This window comes from Pseudogemmobacter humi, assembly GCF_900609055.1.
GTDB classification, from domain to species: Bacteria; Pseudomonadota; Alphaproteobacteria; order Rhodobacterales; family Rhodobacteraceae; genus Pseudogemmobacter; species Pseudogemmobacter humi.
Genome location: NZ_UXAW01000056.1, coordinates 1 through 18,154, shown reverse-complemented (window position 1 = coordinate 18,154; position 18,154 = coordinate 1). Strand labels below are relative to the sequence as shown.

Below are 18,154 nucleotides of genomic sequence, written 5' to 3'. Positions count from 1 at the left end.
AACTCTCGGATGGTTGGTTGGAGCCGGCCGGGGGCGCCCCCCGGCGCGGAAAATCTGTTGCGCTCAGTCGCCGAAATGGACCCAGACGCCCTTGGTTTTCGTGTAGGACGACAGCGAATGGATCGCCATTTCCTTGCCCCAGCCGCTTTCCCTGAAGCCGCCGAACGGGGCCGAGAGGCCATAGCAGCCATAGCGGTTGACGAAGACCATGCCCGCGTCCAGCCGCTCGGCCATGCGGTGCGCAAGGCTGACGTTGCCGGTATAGACCCCGGCGGCGAGGCCGTAGCTGGTGCCGTTCGCGATCCGCACGGCGTCCTCGGCGGTCTCGAACGGCGTGCAGGACAGCACCGGGCCGAAGATTTCCTCCTGGGCGATGCGGGCGGTGTCGGGCACGTTCGAGAAGATCGTCGGGCGGATGAACAGGCCCTTGCCGTTCTCGCCGCTGGTGTCGGCATGGCCGCCCGCGACCAGTTCAGCTTCAGACTTGCCGATCTCGATATAGTTCAGGATGCGCCTGAACTGCGCCTCGTTGCATTGCGCGCCCTGTTCGGTCGTCGCCAGCAGCGGGTCGCCGCATTTGACGGCCCCGGCCTTGGCGATCAGCTTTTCCAGAACGTAGTCGTAGATGCCCTTCTGGATCAGGAAGCGCGTCGGCTCCGAGCATTTCTCGCCCTTTTGCGAGAACATCACGTAGAAGGCCCGCTCGATGGCGGCGTCGAGGTTCAGCGTGTCCTCAAAGAAGATGCAGGGCGATTTTCCGCCCAGCTCCAGCGTCACCGCCTTGAGGTTCGAGCTGCCCGAATTCTGTACGATCCGCCGCCCCACCCCGGTCGAGCCGGTGAAGGAAACCTTGTGGACATTCGCGCTCAGCGTCAGCCGGTTCGCGGCCTGGCCGTCGCACAGAACGAGGTTCAGCAGGCCCTTCGGCAGGTCCAGCTCGCGGTCGATCAGTTCAAACAGATGCAGCGTCGCCAGCGGCGTATATTCCGAGGGCTTCATCACCACGGCATTGCCCATGGCGAGGGCCGGTGCGATCTTGAGACTGGCCTGATAGAGCGGATAGTTCCAGGGCGCGATCAGCGCGCAGACGCCCACCGGATCCTTGGTGGTGAAGTTCAGGAACCCGTCCTCGACCGGCGAGACCTCGCCATAGAACTTGTCGGTCCAGCCGGCGTAATATTCAAAGATCTCGGCGCAGGTGTAGATGTCGTCGTTCACCGCTTCGAGATAGGTCTTGCCGTTCGCAAGGCTTTCCAGCAGCGCCAGCCGGGTGACGTTCTCGCGGATCAGCCAGGCGATGGCGATCAGCAGATCGGCGCGCCCCTTGCGCGAGGTCTTGCGGCTCCAGGCTTCGCTCTGGTGGCAGCGGTTGGCGGCCAGGGCGGCAGCCTCGATCTGGTCCTCGTCGGCCAGGGCGATCTCGCAGAGCACGCGGCCGGTCGCGGGGTTCTTCACCGCCCAGGGGGCCGCCGCGCCACGGAGCCATTCGCCGCCGATATATTGTTTCTTTTCCGAGGCGAGCCAGCTTTCGGCCCAGGCCAGATCGGTTTCCTGCAACATGTCTTTCATCGTCTTCTTCCCGAAAGGAGGAGGTCTGGTTCAGTTCCGGCCGGCTTCGGCCTCGGCCACCCGGCGGCGCACGATTTCCACGTCTCCGGCGGCCTCTTTCGCCACCGCCGAGGCATGGCTGTAGCCTTTCAGCTGCTTCAGCCGGATCAGCGAAGGCAGCAGGCTGGTCGCGTTGTCCTGGTTCCGCGCCGCATCGGGACGCATCCCCTGCACGCAGTTGCGGCGAAGCGTGGCGACCCCGCTTTCGAGGGTCGCGATCATCTCCAGAAGGCTGGTGATCACCACCGCCTCCCAGGGGTTGTAATCCATCTCGCCATGATCCTGGGTCATCGCCATCGCATGGGCGCGGCCGCAAGCGATCATGCCGCATTGCACCATGAATTCGGGCACGGTCGGATTGACCTTGCCCGGAATGGCCGAAGATCCCGGCTGCACCGCGGGCAGGCGGATCTCGCCAAGCCCGCCATGCGGCCCCGAGGCCATCAGCCGCAGATCCTTCGCGAAACGGATCAGCATCCGCGCCAGTTGCTCCAGCGAGGCGCCGAGCGCCAGCAGCGGATCATGCGCCTGGCTGGCGGCGAAAAGATTGGCGGTGCGGCCGAGGCCCGCGGGCAGACCCGCCGCGGCGAGCTGTTCGTTCAGCACCGGGATGATCCGGGCGAAGAAGGCAGGCTCGCAATCCTCGCTGCGGCCGATGATATTGCCGCCGATGCTGACCTGGCGCAGGGCATCGGCGTCGCGGGCCGCGCGCTCCAGGTTGAAGCGCAGCGAAGCCGAGACCCCGCCGAGGTAATCCTGGAAGCCGATATCCACCGCATCCTGCAAACAGGTGCGCGCCAGCTTGCGCAAAGGCGCCCAGTCCTGCCCGAGCCTGTCGAGATCGCCCGCCAGCCCCTCCACCTCGGCGGCGAGGCCCGCGAAGGCGGTCAGCGCCGCGATATGGCAGCCGGTCGAGAGGCAATCGGCGGTGGAATGGTTCAGGTTCGCATGGTCGTTCGGATGGATCGGCGCGTAGCTGCCGTACTCCGCGCCGAAGCCCGCCTTGTTCGCCAGATTGGCCAGAACCTCGTTGAGGTTCATGTTGAAGGAGATCCCGCCGCCGCCGTGGAAGGCATGGACCGGGAAGGCCCCGGGCCGCGGCCTGGCCAGCAGATCGTCCGCCGCGGCGATGATCGCCTCGCCCATGGCGGGATCAATCGCGCCGGTTTCGATATTCACCCGCGCCGCCGCCTTCTTGACATGCAGCATCGCGGTCAACAGCGCCGGATAGTCGGAAAACCGCCCCGCGCCCGCCAGCGGATACAGCAGAACCGCGCGCTGCGTCTGGATGCCGGACACGGCATCCTGCGGCACGTCGAGCATGCCGATGCTGTCGCGCTCCTGGCGCGTCAGACCGCCTTTGCTGGTCATGAATCGGGCACTCCCCCTGGATGCGCCTATGCAAAAGGCATTTTGCGCCATCCGACAAACGACTATTGCGCAAAGGTCATTCCTAAAACTCATGACCCATGGCGTAAGCCAGAGCCTGGATCAGAGGATATGCGAGGAAAGCTGCCGCGCGGCCTGAACCACATGCTTCGACCAGAGCCGGGCGGTTTGCGGCGTCAGCGCCTCGCCGGTGAAACAGGCGCTGATCGCCGCCACCGGCTCGCCGCGCCCGTTCACCACCGGCGCGGCGACGCAGCCCACCTCCTGCTGGATCTCGTTCAGGCTGACCGCATAGCCCAGCCGGGCCGCGCGTTGCAGGTCGGACGCAAGCAGCGGCAGATCCGCCGCCGATCCCAGCCCCTCGTCGCGCAGGTATGCCAGCCGGTCCTCCACCCCCCGCGCGGCGAGGATCGCCTTCCCCGAAGCCGAAAGATGCATCGGCATGGTGCGCCCGACATAGGCGTTGAACGGCTGGCTCGCGGGCGCGTCCAGCTTGGCGAGGATCACCACCTGATGGCCCACCGGCAGGCTGAGCAGGATGGTGCGGTGGATCTCGTTCTTCAGGATTTCCGCGATCGGGTAGAAATGCGGCACGAAGGGCTGGCGCGCGAAGATCGCCGAGGCGAACTGAAACACCCGCGCGCCGATGATATAGGTCTTACGCCGCCCCGGAGCCAAAGCAACCAGCCGGTGGCGCAGCATGGCATTGACGATTCGATGCGCGCTGGCCTGCGCCAGCCCGGTGCGCTCGCAGATGTCCGACAATTGCAGGGGCCAGGGCGCCGAGGACAGCACCTCAAGGATGGCGACCGAGCCGTCGATGGCGGGGGCGGCGGTTTTTTCCTGATCGGTCATGGGGCTGGTCCTGCTGCGGTCCGGGCCAGGATTATGGGATAAAATTTCCACATATGGAATAATAATTCTTGATATGGAATTTCATTGACAGCGCCGATGCGCTGGTCTCAGTTCCGCCCCGACATCAGCCAGAGGAGCGGGCGCGATGCGGATTGATCGCAGTTTCATCAACAACGAATTCCTCACCTCGGACGGCGAGACGCTGGTCGCGGTGCTCAATCCCGCGACCGGCGGGCAGATCGCCCATGTCGCCGCCGCCAGCGCCGCCGAGGCCCGCGCCGCGGTCGATGCCGCCGCCCATGCGCAGCGCGGCTGGCGCCGGCTGACCAGCGTGCAGCGCGCTGGCCATCTGCGGGCGCTGGCCGATGCGCTGGTCGCGCGCAAGGACAAGATCGGCGGCACGCTGGCGCTGGAATCCGGCAAGAGCCTGGAGGATGCCACCAGTGAGGTGGTCTATGCCGCCGAACTGACCCGCTACCACGCCGAATGGGCGCGGCGGATCGAGGGCGAGATCATCCCCTCGGACAGCCCCGACGAGAACCTTCTCCTGCAACGCGAGCCCATCGGTGTGGTCGCGGCGCTGATCCCGTTCAACTACCCGGTCTACACGCTGATGCGGAAGATCGCCCCGGCGCTGATCGCGGGGAATACGGTGGTGGCGCGGCCCTCGAACAATACGCCCTCCTCGGCGCTGGAAATCGCCCGCGCGGTGCGCGAAAGCGGCTTTCCGGCCGGCGCGATCAACATCGTCGCGATGACCCATCAGACCGCGCAAAGCGTCTGCACCCATCCGAAAGTGGGAATGATCACGCTGACCGGCAGCGTCGGCGCCGGGCGCAAGGTGCTGGAATATTCCCAGGTCAACATCGCCAAAGCCTCGCTGGAACTGGGCGGCAAGACCCCCGCCATCATCGAGGCCGACGCCGATCTGGAGAAGGCCGCCGCGGCCGTGGTCGCCTCGCGCACCACCCATTGCGGCCAGCTCTGCACCGCCATCGAGCGGGTCTATGTCCAGGACAGCGTGCACGACCGTTTCGTCGAACTGCTGCGCGAACATATGGCCGCGCGCAGCTTCGGCGACCGGATGCAGCACCCCCAGGCGATGGGGCCGCTGATCAACGCCAATTCGCGGCTGAACATCCATCAGATGGTCGAACGCGCCATCGACGACGGGGCGAGGCTGGAAACCGGCGGCTTCATCCCCGAGGGGCCGGGCTGGTTCTACCCGCCCACCCTGCTGACCAACTGCCGCCAGCAGATGGAGATCGTCCAGGAAGAGGTGTTCGGCCCGGTGCTGCCGGTCCTGCGCTACGAGACCACCGAAGACGCGCTGGACATGGCGAACGATCACCAGTTCGGCCTGTCCTCGGTGATCTATACCGAGAATTACCGCAAGGCGATGCAGGTCGCGAACAACATCGAGGCGGGCGAGGTCTATATCAACCGCACTCCGGCCGATCCCTATCAGGGCTATCATTCGGGCTGGAAACGCTCGGGGCTGGGCGGCGACGACGGCAAGCACGGGATGCTGGATTTCACCCAGACCCGCCTTGTGATCCAGAGCTGGTGAGGGGGAAGATCATGAAGCTCGTATCCTGTGAGACCCATATCGTCGCCGTGCCGCCGCCGCATATCGGCGGCATGTACTGGATCTTCGTGACGCTCCGCACCGACGACGGGATCGAGGGCGTGGGCGAGATCTACGCCGCCACCTTCCACCCGAAGGTCATGGTCCCCGCCATCGGGGACGTCTTTGAGCGTCTGCTGCAAGGCGAAGACCCGCATCACGTGGAACGCTTCTTCCGCCGCGCCTATTCCAGCGGTTTCACCCAGCGCCCGGATCTGACCATGATGGGCATCGTCTCGGGGCTGGAAATGGCCTGCTGGGACATCATCGGCAAGGCGGCCGGCAAGCCGGTCTACGAGCTGATCGGCGGCCGGGTGCATGAGAAACTGCGCTCCTACACCTATCTCTACCCGAAGAACGCCAAAGGCGAGCACGATTACAACAACATCGAACTCAGCGTCGATTGCGCGCTGGAATATATGGAACAGGGCTTCACCGCGCTGAAATTCGACCCGGCCGGGCCCTATACCGTGATGGGCGGGCATCAGCTTTCGCTCGAAGACATGGACCGCTCGGAAACCTTCTGCCGCCGCATCCGCGAGGCGGTGGGCAACCGCTGCGATCTGTTGTTCGGCACCCACGGCCAGATGACCACCTCGGGCGCGATCCGCCTCGCGCGCAGGCTGGAAGCCTATGATCCCCTGTGGTTCGAGGAGCCGGTCCCCCCGGGGCAAAGCGAGGCCATGGGCCGCGTCGCCGCGCATACCACGATTCCGATCGCGGCGGGCGAGCGGCTGACGACGAAATACGAATTCCACGATCTGCTCAGAAACAACGGCGCCTCGATCCTGCAAATGAACCTCGGGCGCGTGGGCGGCATTCTGGAAGGCAAGAAGGTCGCGGCGCTGGCCGAAGTGCATTACGCCCAGATCGCGCCGCATCTCTACAACGGGCCGGTGGGCGCCGCCGCGAGCGTGCAGCTTGCGACCGCCACGCCGAATTTCCTGGTGCAGGAAAGCATCCGCCGCTGGGACGGTTTCCACGCCGAAGTTCTGGAAGAGCCGCTGACCTGGGCCGACGGCTGGATCATCCCCTCCACGAAGCCCGGCCTCGGCGTCACGCTGAACAAGGAAGTGATCGCCGCCCATTCGCCCTATCGCGACCCGAAGCTGCATCTGTCGATGTGGGAGACCCCGCACGACTTCAGGGCGCAGTCCGATACGTCCTGGAAAGAACCGCCCGCGAAAGCCTGAGCCATGGAATACGATTACATCATCATCGGCGCCGGTTCCGCGGGCTCAATCCTTGCCGCGCGGCTGAGCGAGGACCGGGACACCAATGTCCTTCTGCTGGAGGCGGGCGGCCCGGACCGCTCGTTCTGGTTCGACATGCCCGCGGGCTATGCGCGGTCCTATTTCAACCCGAAGACCAACTGGATGTTTTCCTCGGAACCCGAGGAAGCCATGGCGGGCCGGCGGATCTATTGCCCGCGCGGCAAGGTCCAGGGCGGCTCGGGCTCGATCAATGCGATGATCTGGGTGCGCGGCCAGCGCAGCGATTTCGACGACTGGGCGAAGGCCGCCGGGCCGGGCTGGGGCTATGACGCCGTGCTGCCCTGGTTTCGCAAACTTGAGAACCATCCGGCGGGCGAGACGGAATGGCATTCCTCGCAGGGGCCGGTCGGCATCACGCCGATGAAGGGCCGGACCCATCCGATCTGCGACCGTTTCCTTGAGGCCGCGCAGCAGTTGCAGCTTCCGGTGTCCGGGGATTTCAACGGCGCGCAGTTCGAGGGCGCCGGGATCTACGAGACCAACATCGCCAGGGGCAGGCGCCAGTCCAGCTCCAAGGCCATTCTGGCGCCCGCACTGTCGCGGCCCAATCTGACCCTGCGCCTCGGCGTCACGGTGCAGAAAGTGGTGATCGACGCGACGGGCCGCGCCACCGGGGTCGAGATCCGCGCGAATGGCGCGGTCGAAACCGTGAGCGCGCGGCGCGAGATCATCCTCTCGGCGGGCGCGGTCGGCTCGCCGCAGATCCTGATGCTTTCGGGCATCGGCGATCCGGCGGAACTGGCGGCGCAGGGCATCGCGGTCAGGCGCGCGGCCCCGGCGGTGGGGGCGAACCTTCAGGACCATCTCTGCGCCAGCTACTATTACCGCTCGACCGTGCCGACGCTGAACGATCAGTTGCGCCCGTGGTGGGGCAAGCTCTGGGCCGGGATGCGCTATGTGCTGGCGCGCTCGGGGCCGCTTGCGCTCAGCGTGAACCAGGCCGGCGGCTTTTTCCGCACGGAATCGGCGGAAGACGGGCCGAACGTGCAGCTTTACTTCAACCCGATGTCCTACCGGATTCCGCAAAGCACCAAGGCGAAGCTGGAGCCCGAGCCCTATCCCGGCTTCCTCCTGGCCTTCAACGCCTGCCGCCCCGACAGCCGCGGGCGGATCGGGCTGGCCTCGGCCGACCCCGCGGCCGCACCACGGATCCGGCTGAACTATCTGGCGACCGAACGCGACCGGCGCGAGGCGATCGAGGCCAGCCGCCTGATCCGCCGCTTCATGCAGGCCCCGGCGCTGAAGGCCGTCACCGTCGAGGAAGTCACCCCCGGCCCGTCCTGCGGCGATGACGAGGCGATGCTGACCCATCTGCGCGAGCAGGGCGGCTCGATCTACCATCTCTGCGGCACCTGCGCGATGGGAACGGATCCGGCGGCTTCCGTGGTCGATGCGGAATTGCGCGTCCATGGCGTGGCCGGGCTGCGGGTGGTGGATGCTTCGGTCTTTCCGAACATCACCTCGGGCAATATCAACGCGCCGGTGATGATGGTCGCGGAACGCGCGAGCGACCTGATCCGCAGGGAAAAGCCGCATATGCGGCGTGAGGGCTGAGGCGCGCGCCCGGCAGCCGCATTCCGCGATGATCTTCCGGCAGATCAGCCCGGGGCCGCCTCTGTCTGTGGCCCCGAACAGGCTGCACGGCATCCTGAACCGCCGCCCCGCGCCGCAAACCATGCTCAGCCTCAGACCCGACCTCCTGACGGCGCCGGACGGCCCGGCACCGGCGAACAGGCCCCGCAACGGGCCGATGCGCCGTCGGGCATGTCGCGGGCGGCCTGATGCCGGATCGGTGGATCCTTATCGCAGAGGGGTTGATCGCCGGCCTCGGTCCGGTGAACCCGCAGGTCATGATGGGCTCGCTGCCGATCCCGAAATTCGACGATCCGAAACTGCCGGGCAGCCTCGGGGTCCGGTTGTCCGGGGCCAGGCGCGAACGGCGCATCCATGCCCTGCCGTTCCGGACCCTGGCGCTTCGATTGCGGTGACCAGCCGTTCCGGGTCCCGAAGGCCGCGCACGGCCCGACGAGGTGATCACCGATGACCGGGGCAGGCGGATGTTCCTCTGCCCGGACGCCGATTTCCGCGCCGGACGGCAGGCGGCGGGGCCAGGGGGGCGCCCGGGTCATTTTTCCGCCGTTCGGATCCTGCGTCTTTCATCGCAGGCCCTGCGCTGGTAGTCGATAACGGCGGATGCCTCGCCACGGGCGCAATTCCCCGGTGCGGGGCCTGCCGCCGGGCCGAGGCGCAGCAACAAGGATTCCACCCGTGGCGACGACCAGTTCCGCTTCCAGCCCTGCCGGGATGCCCGAAGAACTGCCGCCCTTCGTGGTGGGGGCCGGCTCCGCACCCCTGCCCGATTGCGGGGTGGCGGAGGACGCGCTTCTGTCGCATCCGCCGCCTGGTATCGCGCCCGGGGCGGCGGCTGCGATCGCCGCGCGGATGTTCGGCGTCTCGGGCGAGATGCGGATGCTCGCATCGGAGCGCGATTCCAATTTCCACATCCGCCTGCCCGGCGGCACGCAGGCGCTGCTCAAAATCACCAATGCGGTCGAGGATCGCGGCGTGACCGCGATGCAGACCGCGGCGCTGGCCTGGCTGGCGGCGGTGGACCCGGAGCTGCCGGTGCAGCGGGTCTGCCGGACGCTCGACGGCGGCGAGTCGGGGATCGTCACCGGCCCGTCGGGGCAGGAACATGTCGTGCGGCTGCTGACCTGGGTCGAGGGCACCATGCTGCATGCGGTGCAGCCCGGGCCGGATCTGCACCGCGGCATCGGCGCGCTGCTCGGGCGGCTGACGCTGGGGCTGCGCGGCTTCTTCCATCCGGCGGCGGGCCATGTGCTGCAATGGGACATCAAACAGGCGGCCCGGCTGCGCCCGATGGTGGAGGGCGCAGACGACCCGGCCCTGCGCGCAAGGCTGAGCGCGGCGCTCGACCGTTTCGATGCCGAACTCGCGCCGCGCCTGCCGCATCTGCGCGCCCAGATCGTCCATAACGACTTCAACCCGCATAATCTGGTGGTGGACGCGGCCGGCCGCCCCGCCGGGATCATCGACTTCGGCGATATGGTGCATACACCGCTGGTCTGCGATCTGGCGGTGGCCTGTTCCTACCACATCACCGGGGGCGAGGCGCCTCTGGCGCGGGTCGCCGAAATGGTGGCCGGCTATGCCTCGGTGCTGCCGCTGGAGGAGGAGGAACTGGCGCTGCTGCCCGATCTGATCCGGCTGCGCCACGTCACCACGCTGGCGGTCTCGGCCTGGCGCGCGCGCCGCTACCCGGAGAATGCCGCCTATATCCTGCGCAACGCCGAAGCCTCGCTGCGTGGCCTCGACGCGATCGGCCGTATCGGCACCGATGCGACCGCCCGCCTGTTGCGCGACGCCGCCCTTGCGGCCCGACCGGAGTGATCTGCGATGAGCCGCGACAAGAGCATGGTGAACGCCTTCGACCCCGCGCGCGCGGCGGGGCTGGATCCGGCGGATCAGGCGCTGGTCGAAAGGCGCGGCAGGGTGCTCGGCCCGGCCTACCGGCTGTTCTACGAAGAACCGCTGCATCCGGTGCGCGGCGAGGGCGTCTGGCTTTACGACGACAAGGGCCGCGCCTGGCTCGACGCCTATAACAACGTGGCCTCGGTCGGTCATTGCCATCCGAAGGTGGTCGAAGCGGTGACGCGCCAGATGGGCCTGCTGAACACCCACACCCGCTATCTGCACGACGGCGTGGTGACTTATGCCGAGCGGCTGCTGGCGACGCTTCCGGCCGCGCTCGGCCATATGATGTTCACCTGCACCGGGTCGGAGGCGAATGATCTCGCGCTGCGGATCGCGCGGTCGTTCACCGGGCGGCAGGGGGTGATCGTCACCTCGCTCGCCTATCACGGGCTGACCGAGGCGGTGGCCGAAATCTCGCCCTCGCTGGGCGGTTTCGTGCCGCGCGGGAGGCGGGTGCGGCTGATCGCAGCGCCCGACGCGCTTCGCGTGCCCGCGGCGGAACAGGGCGCGCGGCTGGCAGCCGGGCTGGCCGAAGCCATCGCCGGGATGCGGGCGGACGGGATCGAACCCGCCGCATTCATCGTCGACACGATCTTCTCCAGCGACGGGCTCTGCCCCGATCCGGCGGGCTTTCTGAAACCGGCGGCCGATCTGATCCGGGCCGAGGGCGGGCTGTTCATCGCCGACGAGGTGCAGCCCGGCTTCGCCCGCACCGGCGATGCCTTCTGGGGCTTTCAGCGCCACGCAATCGTGCCGGATATGGTCACGATGGGCAAGCCGATGGGCAACGGCTTTCCGGTGGCGGGGGTGGCGATCCGCCCCGATCTGGTGGCGGAATTCGGCGCGAAGGCGCGCTATTTCAACACGTTCGGCGGCAATCCGGTGGCCGCCGCCGCCGGGATGGCGGTGCTCGACGTGATCGAGGCCGAAGGCTTGCAGCAAAACGCCCGCGAGATCGGCGGTTTCCTCAGACAGGGGTTGCAGGAGATCGCCCGGGGCCGCGACGACATCGCCGATGTACGCGGCGCGGGCCTGTTCCTCGCGGTGGAATGCGTGGAAAGCCGCGCCACCGACGCGCCCGACGCCCGGCTGGCCGCCCGGATCGTCAATCACATGCGGCAGAACGGCGTGCTGATCAGCGCCACCGGGCCGGGGGCGAACATCCTCAAGATCCGCCCCCCGCTGGTCCTGCGCCGCCCCGAGGCGGAGCGTTTCCTGGAAGCCGTTCAAGCGGCCCTGGCCGCAGGATAACTCCCGGTCGCGTCCCTTGGCCCGCGCGCCCTCGCCCGCCCATGTGGCCCACCGCTGACGCCCCGGAGCACAGAAAGCCATGCGGCGCTTTCCGGAAGGCCCTTGCCATCCCGCCGCCGGTCGGAGTTTCCCTGGTCTGACCGGCGAGACATCCGCCCTGCCCTCGTGCGGCCAGGGATCGCCCCCCGGTCCGTGCGGCAGGATTTCCCTCCACAGCCCGGGGAGTGCGCGGAAAAACGGGCGCCCGCCACACCGGGGCATAAACCTGCCGGGCCGCCTGTCCGCCGCGAAATCGCGCGCTCCCGATCCCCGGAAAGCCGGACGGTCAGGCCCTCCGCCCCCGGAAAGCTCAGATCCCGGGCGCCGCGCCGCCGCCCGCGCGCGGGCCGTGGCGGGACGGCACACCCCCGGGCTGATCGCCCGGCATGTCCTGGCTCGACGCCAGCGCGGCGGCGAAGGTGCGCCAGACCGAGGTCGAGATCCCGGCGGGCCGGTTCTCTTCCAGAATCGCCATGATCGCCGCGGTGCCTTCGCGGATGCTGCCGTCGGGGCGCACCGCGATCACACTGTCGTGGTGCCGCAGCAGCCGCAACACCGCATCGAGCACGTCGATCCGCCCCGCCAGAACCTCGATATCCATCTGGTGATAGACGCAGACATTCACCGCCGGGCCCCGCCCGAACACCCGGCGCAGCGCCGGATCGGAGGCGGCGCACCATTCCTCTTCATAATCGATCTCGGCATCGGGGTTGACGACCCACCGCATCACCGCCGAGCAATCCGCGATGATCAGGCCGTAAGGCGCTTCGCCGATCGCGTCCCGGCGCTGCATCGCCTCGCGTTCCAGCGCGGTGACGATGCGCGAGCCGTCGAGGATCACATCCGGGTAGGGCTCCGCACTGAAAGGCCAGTTCCAGGCGTGGAATCCCTCGGCGGCGGCGGCTTTCACGCCCGGATCCTCGATACAAAGCCAGGCGGCCACCCGCTCGCCGAAGATCCGCGGCGCCAGAACGCTCAGCTCATCGCGCCGCCGGTCGAGCCGGTAGAGCAGGACGTGATCGCAGCAAGCATGCCCCGCGGCCCCCTCGGCACGGGCGGCGGGGATCCAGTCCAGCCCCAGCACCTCGCACAGCCGCTCGGCCACGGTGGCCGAGATCTGCGGCGGCCGCCCGGTGGCCGGATTGCGGGCGACCTCGATCGAGGAAAGATAGCTCGGCGAGATCCCGACCCGGCCGGCCAGCTCGCGCAGAGGCAGGCGGTGCGCCTTTCGCCTTTCGCGCACCGCCTGTCCGAACTCGGTCAGCCTCTTGTCGTCGGTCCCGGCCATCATCCCTCGCCTGTGTCGCCCGCCCCTTTGCGCCCCGCCCTTCTTCGCGCCGCCAGCGCGCCGCGGTGAGCCGCCTCCCGATCAGGGCCGCCGGTCTCATTGCGCCAGTATACTGGAATAGTCCGGTGTTCGGAACAAGGATCAGCGGATCGGGCACCGCTATAGAGCTGAGCGATCCGGCCAGCAAGGCGATGCCCTCGCCGGGCTGTAGCCGCCGGAATACCAGTAGCGCGAGAGCGCGTCGTAGCGGCAGAGCGAGGGCAGACACAGCCTGTCGACCCGCCGCCGCGCGAAGACATCGGCGATCTGTATACCGATCATCGGCGCCAGCGTGAGCCGATGATGACCAGGAAGATGCCCACATTGTCGTAAAACGGCCTTGGGAACAGCAGCACCACCGTCATCGGGATCAGCGCGCTCAGGAGGAGCGGAGCCCCCGACTGCGTCCGGGGCGAAAGCTGACCAACGCGCAGCGTGATCGGCAGGCCGGTCTCAGCATGGGCCAGCGCATCGATGACATCATCCCCGGGCGTCCCGGACCGCGATGGCGCCGCTTCGCCCGCCTCATCGTGCTGATGGACCGTGGCTATCCGTCCCTCCTCCTGTCTTGCAGCCGCCTCTTGGCGGCGGCGCGCTCCCACGGGCAAAGCGCCGGGCCAGTATTACTTCAAAACGAAATATTTTTACAGTAATAAAAGAGTCAATGGACACGCGCCGAAAAGCCTGCCCAGACTTCCTCTCGGCGCCCCAGGTGGGCGGCAACCGCAAAAGCAGGGAAGGAAACGGAATGGCTGGACCGACAAGAACCGTCGTGGCGGATTTCGAGGAACCGGGCTGGGATTACGGCATCATACGCTCGCCCTATCACGCGCTCCACCGGGCGAATGGCGCGAAGTTCTGCGTCTACAACGGCCGGCTGATGCCGGTCTCGCAAAAGATTGACCGGCTCGACGGTTATCGCGTTCTGCGCCAGGCCGCAGGCCTGTTCGACACCGGCGAACGCCCGATCGCCATCGAGGGGCCGGACGCGCTGGCCTTGTGCAACAAGGTCTTTGCGCGCGACATCCCGAAGGTGAAACCGGGGCGCGCCACCTATGGACTGCTGCTCTACCCGGACGGCGGAATTCTCTGCGACGGCGTGCTGATGCGGCTGGCAGAGGATCGCTTCTGGTATGTCCAGGCCGACGGGCCAGTGTATTCTTGGCTGGTCGCCCATGCCCAGGGGCTGAACGTGAAGATCAGCGACCCGCGCTCCTGGGTGTCGCAGGTGCAGGGGCCGCGCGCGATGGACGTGCTGGCCGCCGCCTGCGACACCCCGCTGACCGAGCCTTTCGGCTATTTCGGCGTGGCGACCGCGGTGATGGGCGGGCAGAAGGTCATCCTCTCGCGCACCGGCTGGACGGCCGAGATGGGCTGGGAATTCTACACCCTGCCGGACGAGCCGGGCTATGACCCCGAGGCCCTCTGGCGCCACATCCTGAAGGCGGGCGAGCCCTTCGGGATGAAGGTCTGCGCGCTCGACAGCATGGACATCCGCCGCATCGAGGCCGGGATCCTGAACAATGTCTCGGACATGGACGAGACGATGAATCCGTTCGAGGCCGGGCTTGGTGCGTTCATCAAACTGGACGGATCAGACTTCATCGGAAAATCAGCACTGGTGAACGCCCCGCGCGGCGTGCGGGTCCACGGACTGCGCTGCACCACCGGCGAGCCGCTGATCGGCGGCGAATTGCGCGCGGGCGGGCGCCGGATCGGTATGGTCTCGGCCGCGGCCTGGAGCCCGCTTTACGACGCGGGCGTCGCCATCATCCGGCTCGACCGCGCCGGGGATGCCGAGGCGCGCGAGATCTCGGTCCAGTGCCGCGACCTGTCCTTCCGGCAGGCGGTGATCGTGCCGATGCCGATGTATGATCCCGACAAGCGCATTCCGCGCGGCCAGGACACCGAAATCCCGCAATTCGGCCTGGCCGGCCAGCCGGCGTGAACCACGGGGCGCATCCCCGGCGATGCGCTCCTTTTTCCTGTGCCTCGGATCCAGGGCGGACCTGCTCGCCGAGGCGGGCCCTCTGCGCGGGCGCAAGGCGGTGGCGCACTGGCGGTCGCCGGATATCTTCGCGGCCTGTCCCGGCCCGCCCGGCGGATGGTGCCAGATGGCACCATTGCCCCGAATCCCGCAATGACATGTTGTCCCGGGAGTTCGGTCCGTATCTTATCTGCGCTGTCTGCACTCCCTTTGATGGTGCAGCATCTGGTGCTCAGAGAGGCCCCCTCGCTGAGCACCCTTTTTGTCTGCGCCGGTTTTGGCTTTGCCAATTTCTGGCTGAGCCTGGCGATGGAGTGTTTCGCGCCGCGGCCCCTGTTGGCTTTGCGGCTCCGCTGATCAGAGAGGAGGACGCTGATGATCCAGAAGATATTGTGCCCGACGGACGGGACCGACCATTCCGACATCGCGGTGGTTCACGCCGCGCAACTGGCGTCGAAATTCGGCGCGTCGCTGACGATCTGCGTGGTGAACATCGCGCATGGCGGCGCGCGCGGGCCGGTGATCCACCACTGGACCGACGAGCAGATGGCCGAGAAGCTGGACCGGGCGGTGGCGCTGGCGGCGGCGAATGGCATGGCCGAGGTGAAGCGGGTGGACATCGTGAGCCGCGAGGCGGCGGCCGGGATCGCGGGCTATGCCGAGAACAACGGCTATGACCAGATCGTGGTGGGCACCGGCGACAAGCGCGGCCTGTCGCGGCTGATGCTGGGCTCGGTCGCGGCCGATGTGATGGCGCGCGCGCATTGCACCGTCACCGTCGCACGATAAGGCGCCCGGGCGCGGGCGGCAGGGGGTCGCCCAAACCGCTGACCTGCCCCGCCTGAGTGGCCCCCCGACTATCCGGGCCGGACCACGCAGGAGGAATCGCCCGGCCCGGAAGCCCAAGCCGGAGGAGATCCCCGGCAAGCGGCATGAAGTGGAAATCGTTCTGGCCCAGAGCGGAACGGTAGCGGATACCTGCCGCCGGATGGGAGTGACGAAGCAGAGCCGCCATCGCTGGCCCAGAGAGGATGGCGGCTTTAAGATGGAACAGATCCGCCGGATGGATGAATGGCCTGAGGCGGGAAAACGTTCGATTGTGGCAGGTAGTGCCGGATGTCACGCCGTGGCGAACAGGCAAGGTTTATCCTGTCACTGCCAGGGTCAAACGGTTCATCCCCGCACCCGCGGGGATCAGAATGAGACGACAAATCCCTTCACACCCGCCGGGGCGACAGGCACAAGCTCCTACCCGACGCCGGAGCGTCGCCGCGCTCGGCCCGCCGCCACCAAGGGGCGGATAAACCAGAGCAGCCTCACGCAGGACGTGCCCCCAGCCGGGAACCTGTCCCCCCGCGCCCGCAGGGAACAATCTTGCCGGAAGCCATTGTCTTAAAAGATGTTTATGATTTCACACCGACCTTTGCGGCCTCCCGGCGGAGCCTTCCGCTATTCGCGCGGAAAGAATGAAACCAGATTCAGCCCGTCGAAATCGACCGGCATCCGGCGGTTGCGGCCAGCGGTCTGGAAGTCGAAGCCGCGGTCGGTCGGGGCCTTCCAGATCATCAGCGCATCGCCGCCGTCGATCAAGGTCTCGACCTGCTTCCGGATCCGGCGGCGGGTCCGGGCCGGATTGTCGCCGACAAAGACCCCGGCGCGCACCTCGGGCAGCGAGGCGGCGAGTTGGCCACGCAGGCGGGGCGGGCCGCTGCTGATCACGATCACCATCATCCGCGGTGGCCCTGATCGTCCGAGGGCGCGTCATCGCCGACGGCCGGACCGGGCGCCTCGGGCAGCGGCTCGGGTCGAGGCAGGCCAGCCGCACGGCGCCATCCGGGGCCATGTCCAGCTTGCCGCTGTGCAGGAGGCCGATATCAGGGGCCTGGCCCGCGGCCGACACCGCCGCCATCCGGGCTTCGCGCCGGGCGTCGCTGTCGCGGCCCGAAGGCAGCGCTTGCAGGGCATCCATCCCCACATCCACCCGCTGCGCCCGGGCGGCGGGCGCGGCCCTGCGCGTCCGCGCGGCATTGACACGCATGACGAAACCCGGCTGGTCGCCGGGGCGCAGAGCGGGCTCGAAAGAGCTGACCTCAGGCGGGAGGAACAGCCCGGGCCTAACGGCAGCCGACGGGCGCAGGGAGAGGATCAGGAAGCGCCCGCGTGCCTCGGCACGCCAGAGGAAATCGCGGCCGCGGTCAGGGTCATCGGCGAACAGCGCCCAGATCAGGCGATGATGCGGGTCCGTGATCCGGCCACGGTCCGGGTGGTGCAGCCGATCGCGGGCACGGCCTTCCAGCGGGTCGATCACCGCCTTCAGCATCGTGATCGCCGGGTTGCGCAGCAGCCTCACGCGGGAGAGAAACAGCGTCATGCCGCCCCTTCGGCCACGGACCGGCGGATGAACCCGGAGCGTCGCGTGAAATGCCATTTCGCACGTTCCACCGGCAAATCGTCGCGGCTGTCCTGAATGTCGTCCGCACTCAGAGGTTCGTCCGAGGCGATGAGCCGCAGCGCCCACCTGATGCCGGAAAGACAGGCGGGCCGGCGCAGCGCCTGCGTCAGATCCTCCGAGCCCCGTCCAGGCCGGGCCAGAGCACCACCGCATAGGCCACACCGACACGGTAGCCGCGCAGGGTGGTGTTCAGCGAAGGAAAGGCCGTCAGCCGGTTGAACTGTAGACAATTGGTTAATCGGTCTCCTCCCCGGCGGCCTCCGGGCGCGGAGGCGTAATAATCGAAACACCAGCGGATACGGGACTTCTTGGGCTTTGTTACACGAATCGTGCTGGCTTCATCTTATGAATCCAGCGTGGCAGCTGTGCTGCATGGGTAAACCCCCGCCGCCCGTCTGCAAGACCAGGAACTGGTCCGCTTATAACGACGCGCTCAGGCGGCGTGGTTCGCTGACGATCTGGTTCGATCCCGCGATGCCCTGGAGGCGGCGCCGACCGGCGCGCGTGGTCGCCAGCCCGACTACAGCGATACCGCGATCCAGACCTGCCTGACGATGAAGGTGCTGTTCGGCCTGGCACTCAGGCAGATCGAGCCATGGAAACGCCACTGGTTCGGGTGACCATGGCGAGGTGGGTTCATCGAGAGCCTGTTGCGGTTGATCGACCTGGACTGGGCTGTGCCAAACTTCAGCACGCTGAGCCGTCGCCAGAAGACCCTGAAGGTCGACATCCCCTATCGCGGATCAGATGGCCGCTGCACCTGCTGATCGACATCGAGCCGGTAAGCGCCACCGGTTCGGGCGAACCGGCGAGGAGGCATCAGGGTCGAGGGCGAAGGGGAGTGGAACGC

Annotated in this window: 15 protein-coding genes and 2 pseudogenes; 9 read left to right on the top strand and 8 right to left on the bottom strand. The window is 67.4% G+C overall.

Going from position 1 to position 18,154, the window contains the following annotated elements; translation table 11 throughout:
* Positions 1 to 63: 63 nt before the first annotated feature.
* The 3 genes from XINFAN_RS08700 to XINFAN_RS08690 all read right to left on the bottom strand — a co-directional run bounded on the left by XINFAN_RS08700 (position 64) and on the right by XINFAN_RS08690 (position 3,852).
* Entirely contained in the window at positions 64 to 1,569 is a 1,506-nt protein-coding gene (locus XINFAN_RS08700; protein ID WP_124086108.1) for an aldehyde dehydrogenase family protein, read from the bottom strand.
* Between the two features lie 30 nt (positions 1,570 to 1,599).
* Positions 1,600 to 2,979 carry a lyase family protein gene (locus XINFAN_RS08695; RefSeq protein ID WP_160144579.1) on the bottom strand — a complete coding sequence of 460 codons (1,380 nt, stop codon included), beginning with the start codon at positions 2,977 to 2,979 and terminating at the stop codon, positions 1,600 to 1,602.
* A gap of 120 nt (positions 2,980 to 3,099) precedes the next feature.
* Positions 3,100 to 3,852 (bottom strand): IclR family transcriptional regulator, encoded by a 753-nt coding sequence (locus XINFAN_RS08690; RefSeq protein WP_124086106.1) that lies wholly within the window; start codon positions 3,850 to 3,852, stop codon positions 3,100 to 3,102.
* Between the two features lie 145 nt (positions 3,853 to 3,997).
* Between XINFAN_RS08690 and aldA the strand changes: the two genes are divergently transcribed.
* The 6 genes from aldA (at position 3,998) to XINFAN_RS08660 (ending at position 11,499) form a co-directional block, all read left to right on the top strand.
* Positions 3,998 to 5,422, top strand: a complete 1,425-nt coding sequence (gene aldA, locus XINFAN_RS08685; protein ID WP_124086105.1) for an aldehyde dehydrogenase — start codon at positions 3,998 to 4,000, stop codon at positions 5,420 to 5,422.
* A gap of 11 nt (positions 5,423 to 5,433) precedes the next feature.
* The gene (locus tag XINFAN_RS08680) at positions 5,434 to 6,672 is read left to right on the top strand and encodes a mandelate racemase/muconate lactonizing enzyme family protein (protein WP_124086104.1); all 1,239 of its coding nucleotides are present in this window, start codon (positions 5,434 to 5,436) and stop codon (positions 6,670 to 6,672) included.
* Positions 6,673 to 6,675: 3 nt separating this feature from the next.
* The gene (locus XINFAN_RS08675; RefSeq protein ID WP_124086103.1) at positions 6,676 to 8,307 is read left to right on the top strand and encodes a GMC family oxidoreductase; all 1,632 of its coding nucleotides are present in this window, start codon (positions 6,676 to 6,678) and stop codon (positions 8,305 to 8,307) included.
* A 260-nt stretch (positions 8,308 to 8,567) separates the two neighbouring features.
* On the top strand, positions 8,568 to 8,741 hold the full coding sequence (locus XINFAN_RS08670; RefSeq protein WP_160144578.1) for an alpha-D-ribose 1-methylphosphonate 5-phosphate C-P-lyase PhnJ: 174 nt from the start codon (positions 8,568 to 8,570) through the stop codon (positions 8,739 to 8,741).
* Positions 8,742 to 9,021: 280 nt separating this feature from the next.
* On the top strand, positions 9,022 to 10,164 hold the full coding sequence (locus XINFAN_RS08665; protein WP_233352173.1) for a phosphotransferase: 1,143 nt from the start codon (positions 9,022 to 9,024) through the stop codon (positions 10,162 to 10,164).
* 6 nt (positions 10,165 to 10,170) lie between these two features.
* On the top strand, positions 10,171 to 11,499 hold the full coding sequence (locus tag XINFAN_RS08660) for an aspartate aminotransferase family protein (protein ID WP_124086101.1): 1,329 nt from the start codon (positions 10,171 to 10,173) through the stop codon (positions 11,497 to 11,499).
* A gap of 349 nt (positions 11,500 to 11,848) precedes the next feature.
* Here XINFAN_RS08660 and XINFAN_RS08655 read toward each other — a convergent pair whose 3' ends face one another.
* From XINFAN_RS08655 to XINFAN_RS21655, 3 genes are all read right to left on the bottom strand, one after another.
* The gene (locus XINFAN_RS08655) at positions 11,849 to 12,826 is read right to left on the bottom strand and encodes a helix-turn-helix domain-containing protein (RefSeq protein ID WP_160144577.1); all 978 of its coding nucleotides are present in this window, start codon (positions 12,824 to 12,826) and stop codon (positions 11,849 to 11,851) included.
* Between the two features lie 159 nt (positions 12,827 to 12,985).
* Entirely contained in the window at positions 12,986 to 13,147 is a 162-nt protein-coding gene (locus XINFAN_RS21660) for a hypothetical protein (RefSeq protein ID WP_160144576.1), read from the bottom strand.
* Positions 13,144 to 13,467, bottom strand: coding sequence for a hypothetical protein (locus tag XINFAN_RS21655; RefSeq protein ID WP_160144575.1), 324 nt, complete (start codon positions 13,465 to 13,467; stop codon positions 13,144 to 13,146). Before XINFAN_RS21655 ends, XINFAN_RS21660 begins: the two co-directional genes overlap by 4 nt.
* A gap of 146 nt (positions 13,468 to 13,613) precedes the next feature.
* Here XINFAN_RS21655 and XINFAN_RS08650 point away from each other — a divergent pair, with 146 nt between their 5' ends.
* Both XINFAN_RS08650 and XINFAN_RS08645 read left to right on the top strand, forming a co-directional pair.
* Positions 13,614 to 14,813, top strand: a complete 1,200-nt coding sequence (locus tag XINFAN_RS08650; protein WP_160144574.1) for an aminomethyl transferase family protein — start codon at positions 13,614 to 13,616, stop codon at positions 14,811 to 14,813.
* 414 nt (positions 14,814 to 15,227) lie between these two features.
* Positions 15,228 to 15,641, top strand: a complete 414-nt coding sequence (locus tag XINFAN_RS08645; protein ID WP_124086098.1) for a universal stress protein — start codon at positions 15,228 to 15,230, stop codon at positions 15,639 to 15,641.
* 660 nt (positions 15,642 to 16,301) lie between these two features.
* Here the strand turns inward: XINFAN_RS08645 and cas2e are convergent.
* Both cas2e and XINFAN_RS08635 read right to left on the bottom strand, forming a co-directional pair.
* Positions 16,302 to 16,583 (bottom strand): type I-E CRISPR-associated endoribonuclease Cas2e, encoded by a 282-nt coding sequence (gene cas2e / locus XINFAN_RS08640; protein WP_124086097.1) that lies wholly within the window; start codon positions 16,581 to 16,583, stop codon positions 16,302 to 16,304.
* A 322-nt stretch (positions 16,584 to 16,905) separates the two neighbouring features.
* Positions 16,906 to 17,172 (bottom strand): annotated as a pseudogene (locus XINFAN_RS08635) (type I-E CRISPR-associated protein Cas6/Cse3/CasE); the annotation flags it as partial.
* A 504-nt stretch (positions 17,173 to 17,676) separates the two neighbouring features.
* Here XINFAN_RS08635 and XINFAN_RS08630 point away from each other — a divergent pair.
* Positions 17,677 to 18,154: pseudogene (locus tag XINFAN_RS08630) on the top strand (transposase); the annotation flags it as partial.

What these genes read in the sequence shown, in the direction of transcription:
- XINFAN_RS08700 (WP_124086108.1), bottom strand. Translation starts at nt 1,569, where the DNA reads ATGAAAGACATGTTGCAGGAAACCGATCTGGCCTGGGCCGAAAGCTGG.
- XINFAN_RS08695 (WP_160144579.1), bottom strand. Translation starts at nt 2,979, where the DNA reads ATGACCAGCAAAGGCGGTCTGACGCGCCAGGAGCGCGACAGCATCGGC.
- XINFAN_RS08690 (WP_124086106.1), bottom strand. Translation starts at nt 3,852, where the DNA reads ATGACCGATCAGGAAAAAACCGCCGCCCCCGCCATCGACGGCTCGGTC.
- aldA (WP_124086105.1), top strand. Translation starts at nt 3,998, where the DNA reads ATGCGGATTGATCGCAGTTTCATCAACAACGAATTCCTCACCTCGGAC.
- XINFAN_RS08680 (WP_124086104.1), top strand. Translation starts at nt 5,434, where the DNA reads ATGAAGCTCGTATCCTGTGAGACCCATATCGTCGCCGTGCCGCCGCCG.
- XINFAN_RS08675 (WP_124086103.1), top strand. Translation starts at nt 6,676, where the DNA reads ATGGAATACGATTACATCATCATCGGCGCCGGTTCCGCGGGCTCAATC.
- XINFAN_RS08660 (WP_124086101.1), top strand. Translation starts at nt 10,171, where the DNA reads ATGAGCCGCGACAAGAGCATGGTGAACGCCTTCGACCCCGCGCGCGCG.
- XINFAN_RS08655 (WP_160144577.1), bottom strand. Translation starts at nt 12,826, where the DNA reads ATGGCCGGGACCGACGACAAGAGGCTGACCGAGTTCGGACAGGCGGTG.
- XINFAN_RS21660 (WP_160144576.1), bottom strand. Translation starts at nt 13,147, where the DNA reads ATGATCGGTATACAGATCGCCGATGTCTTCGCGCGGCGGCGGGTCGAC.
- XINFAN_RS08650 (WP_160144574.1), top strand. Translation starts at nt 13,614, where the DNA reads ATGGCTGGACCGACAAGAACCGTCGTGGCGGATTTCGAGGAACCGGGC.
- XINFAN_RS08645 (WP_124086098.1), top strand. Translation starts at nt 15,228, where the DNA reads ATGATCCAGAAGATATTGTGCCCGACGGACGGGACCGACCATTCCGAC.
- cas2e (WP_124086097.1), bottom strand. Translation starts at nt 16,583, where the DNA reads ATGATGGTGATCGTGATCAGCAGCGGCCCGCCCCGCCTGCGTGGCCAA.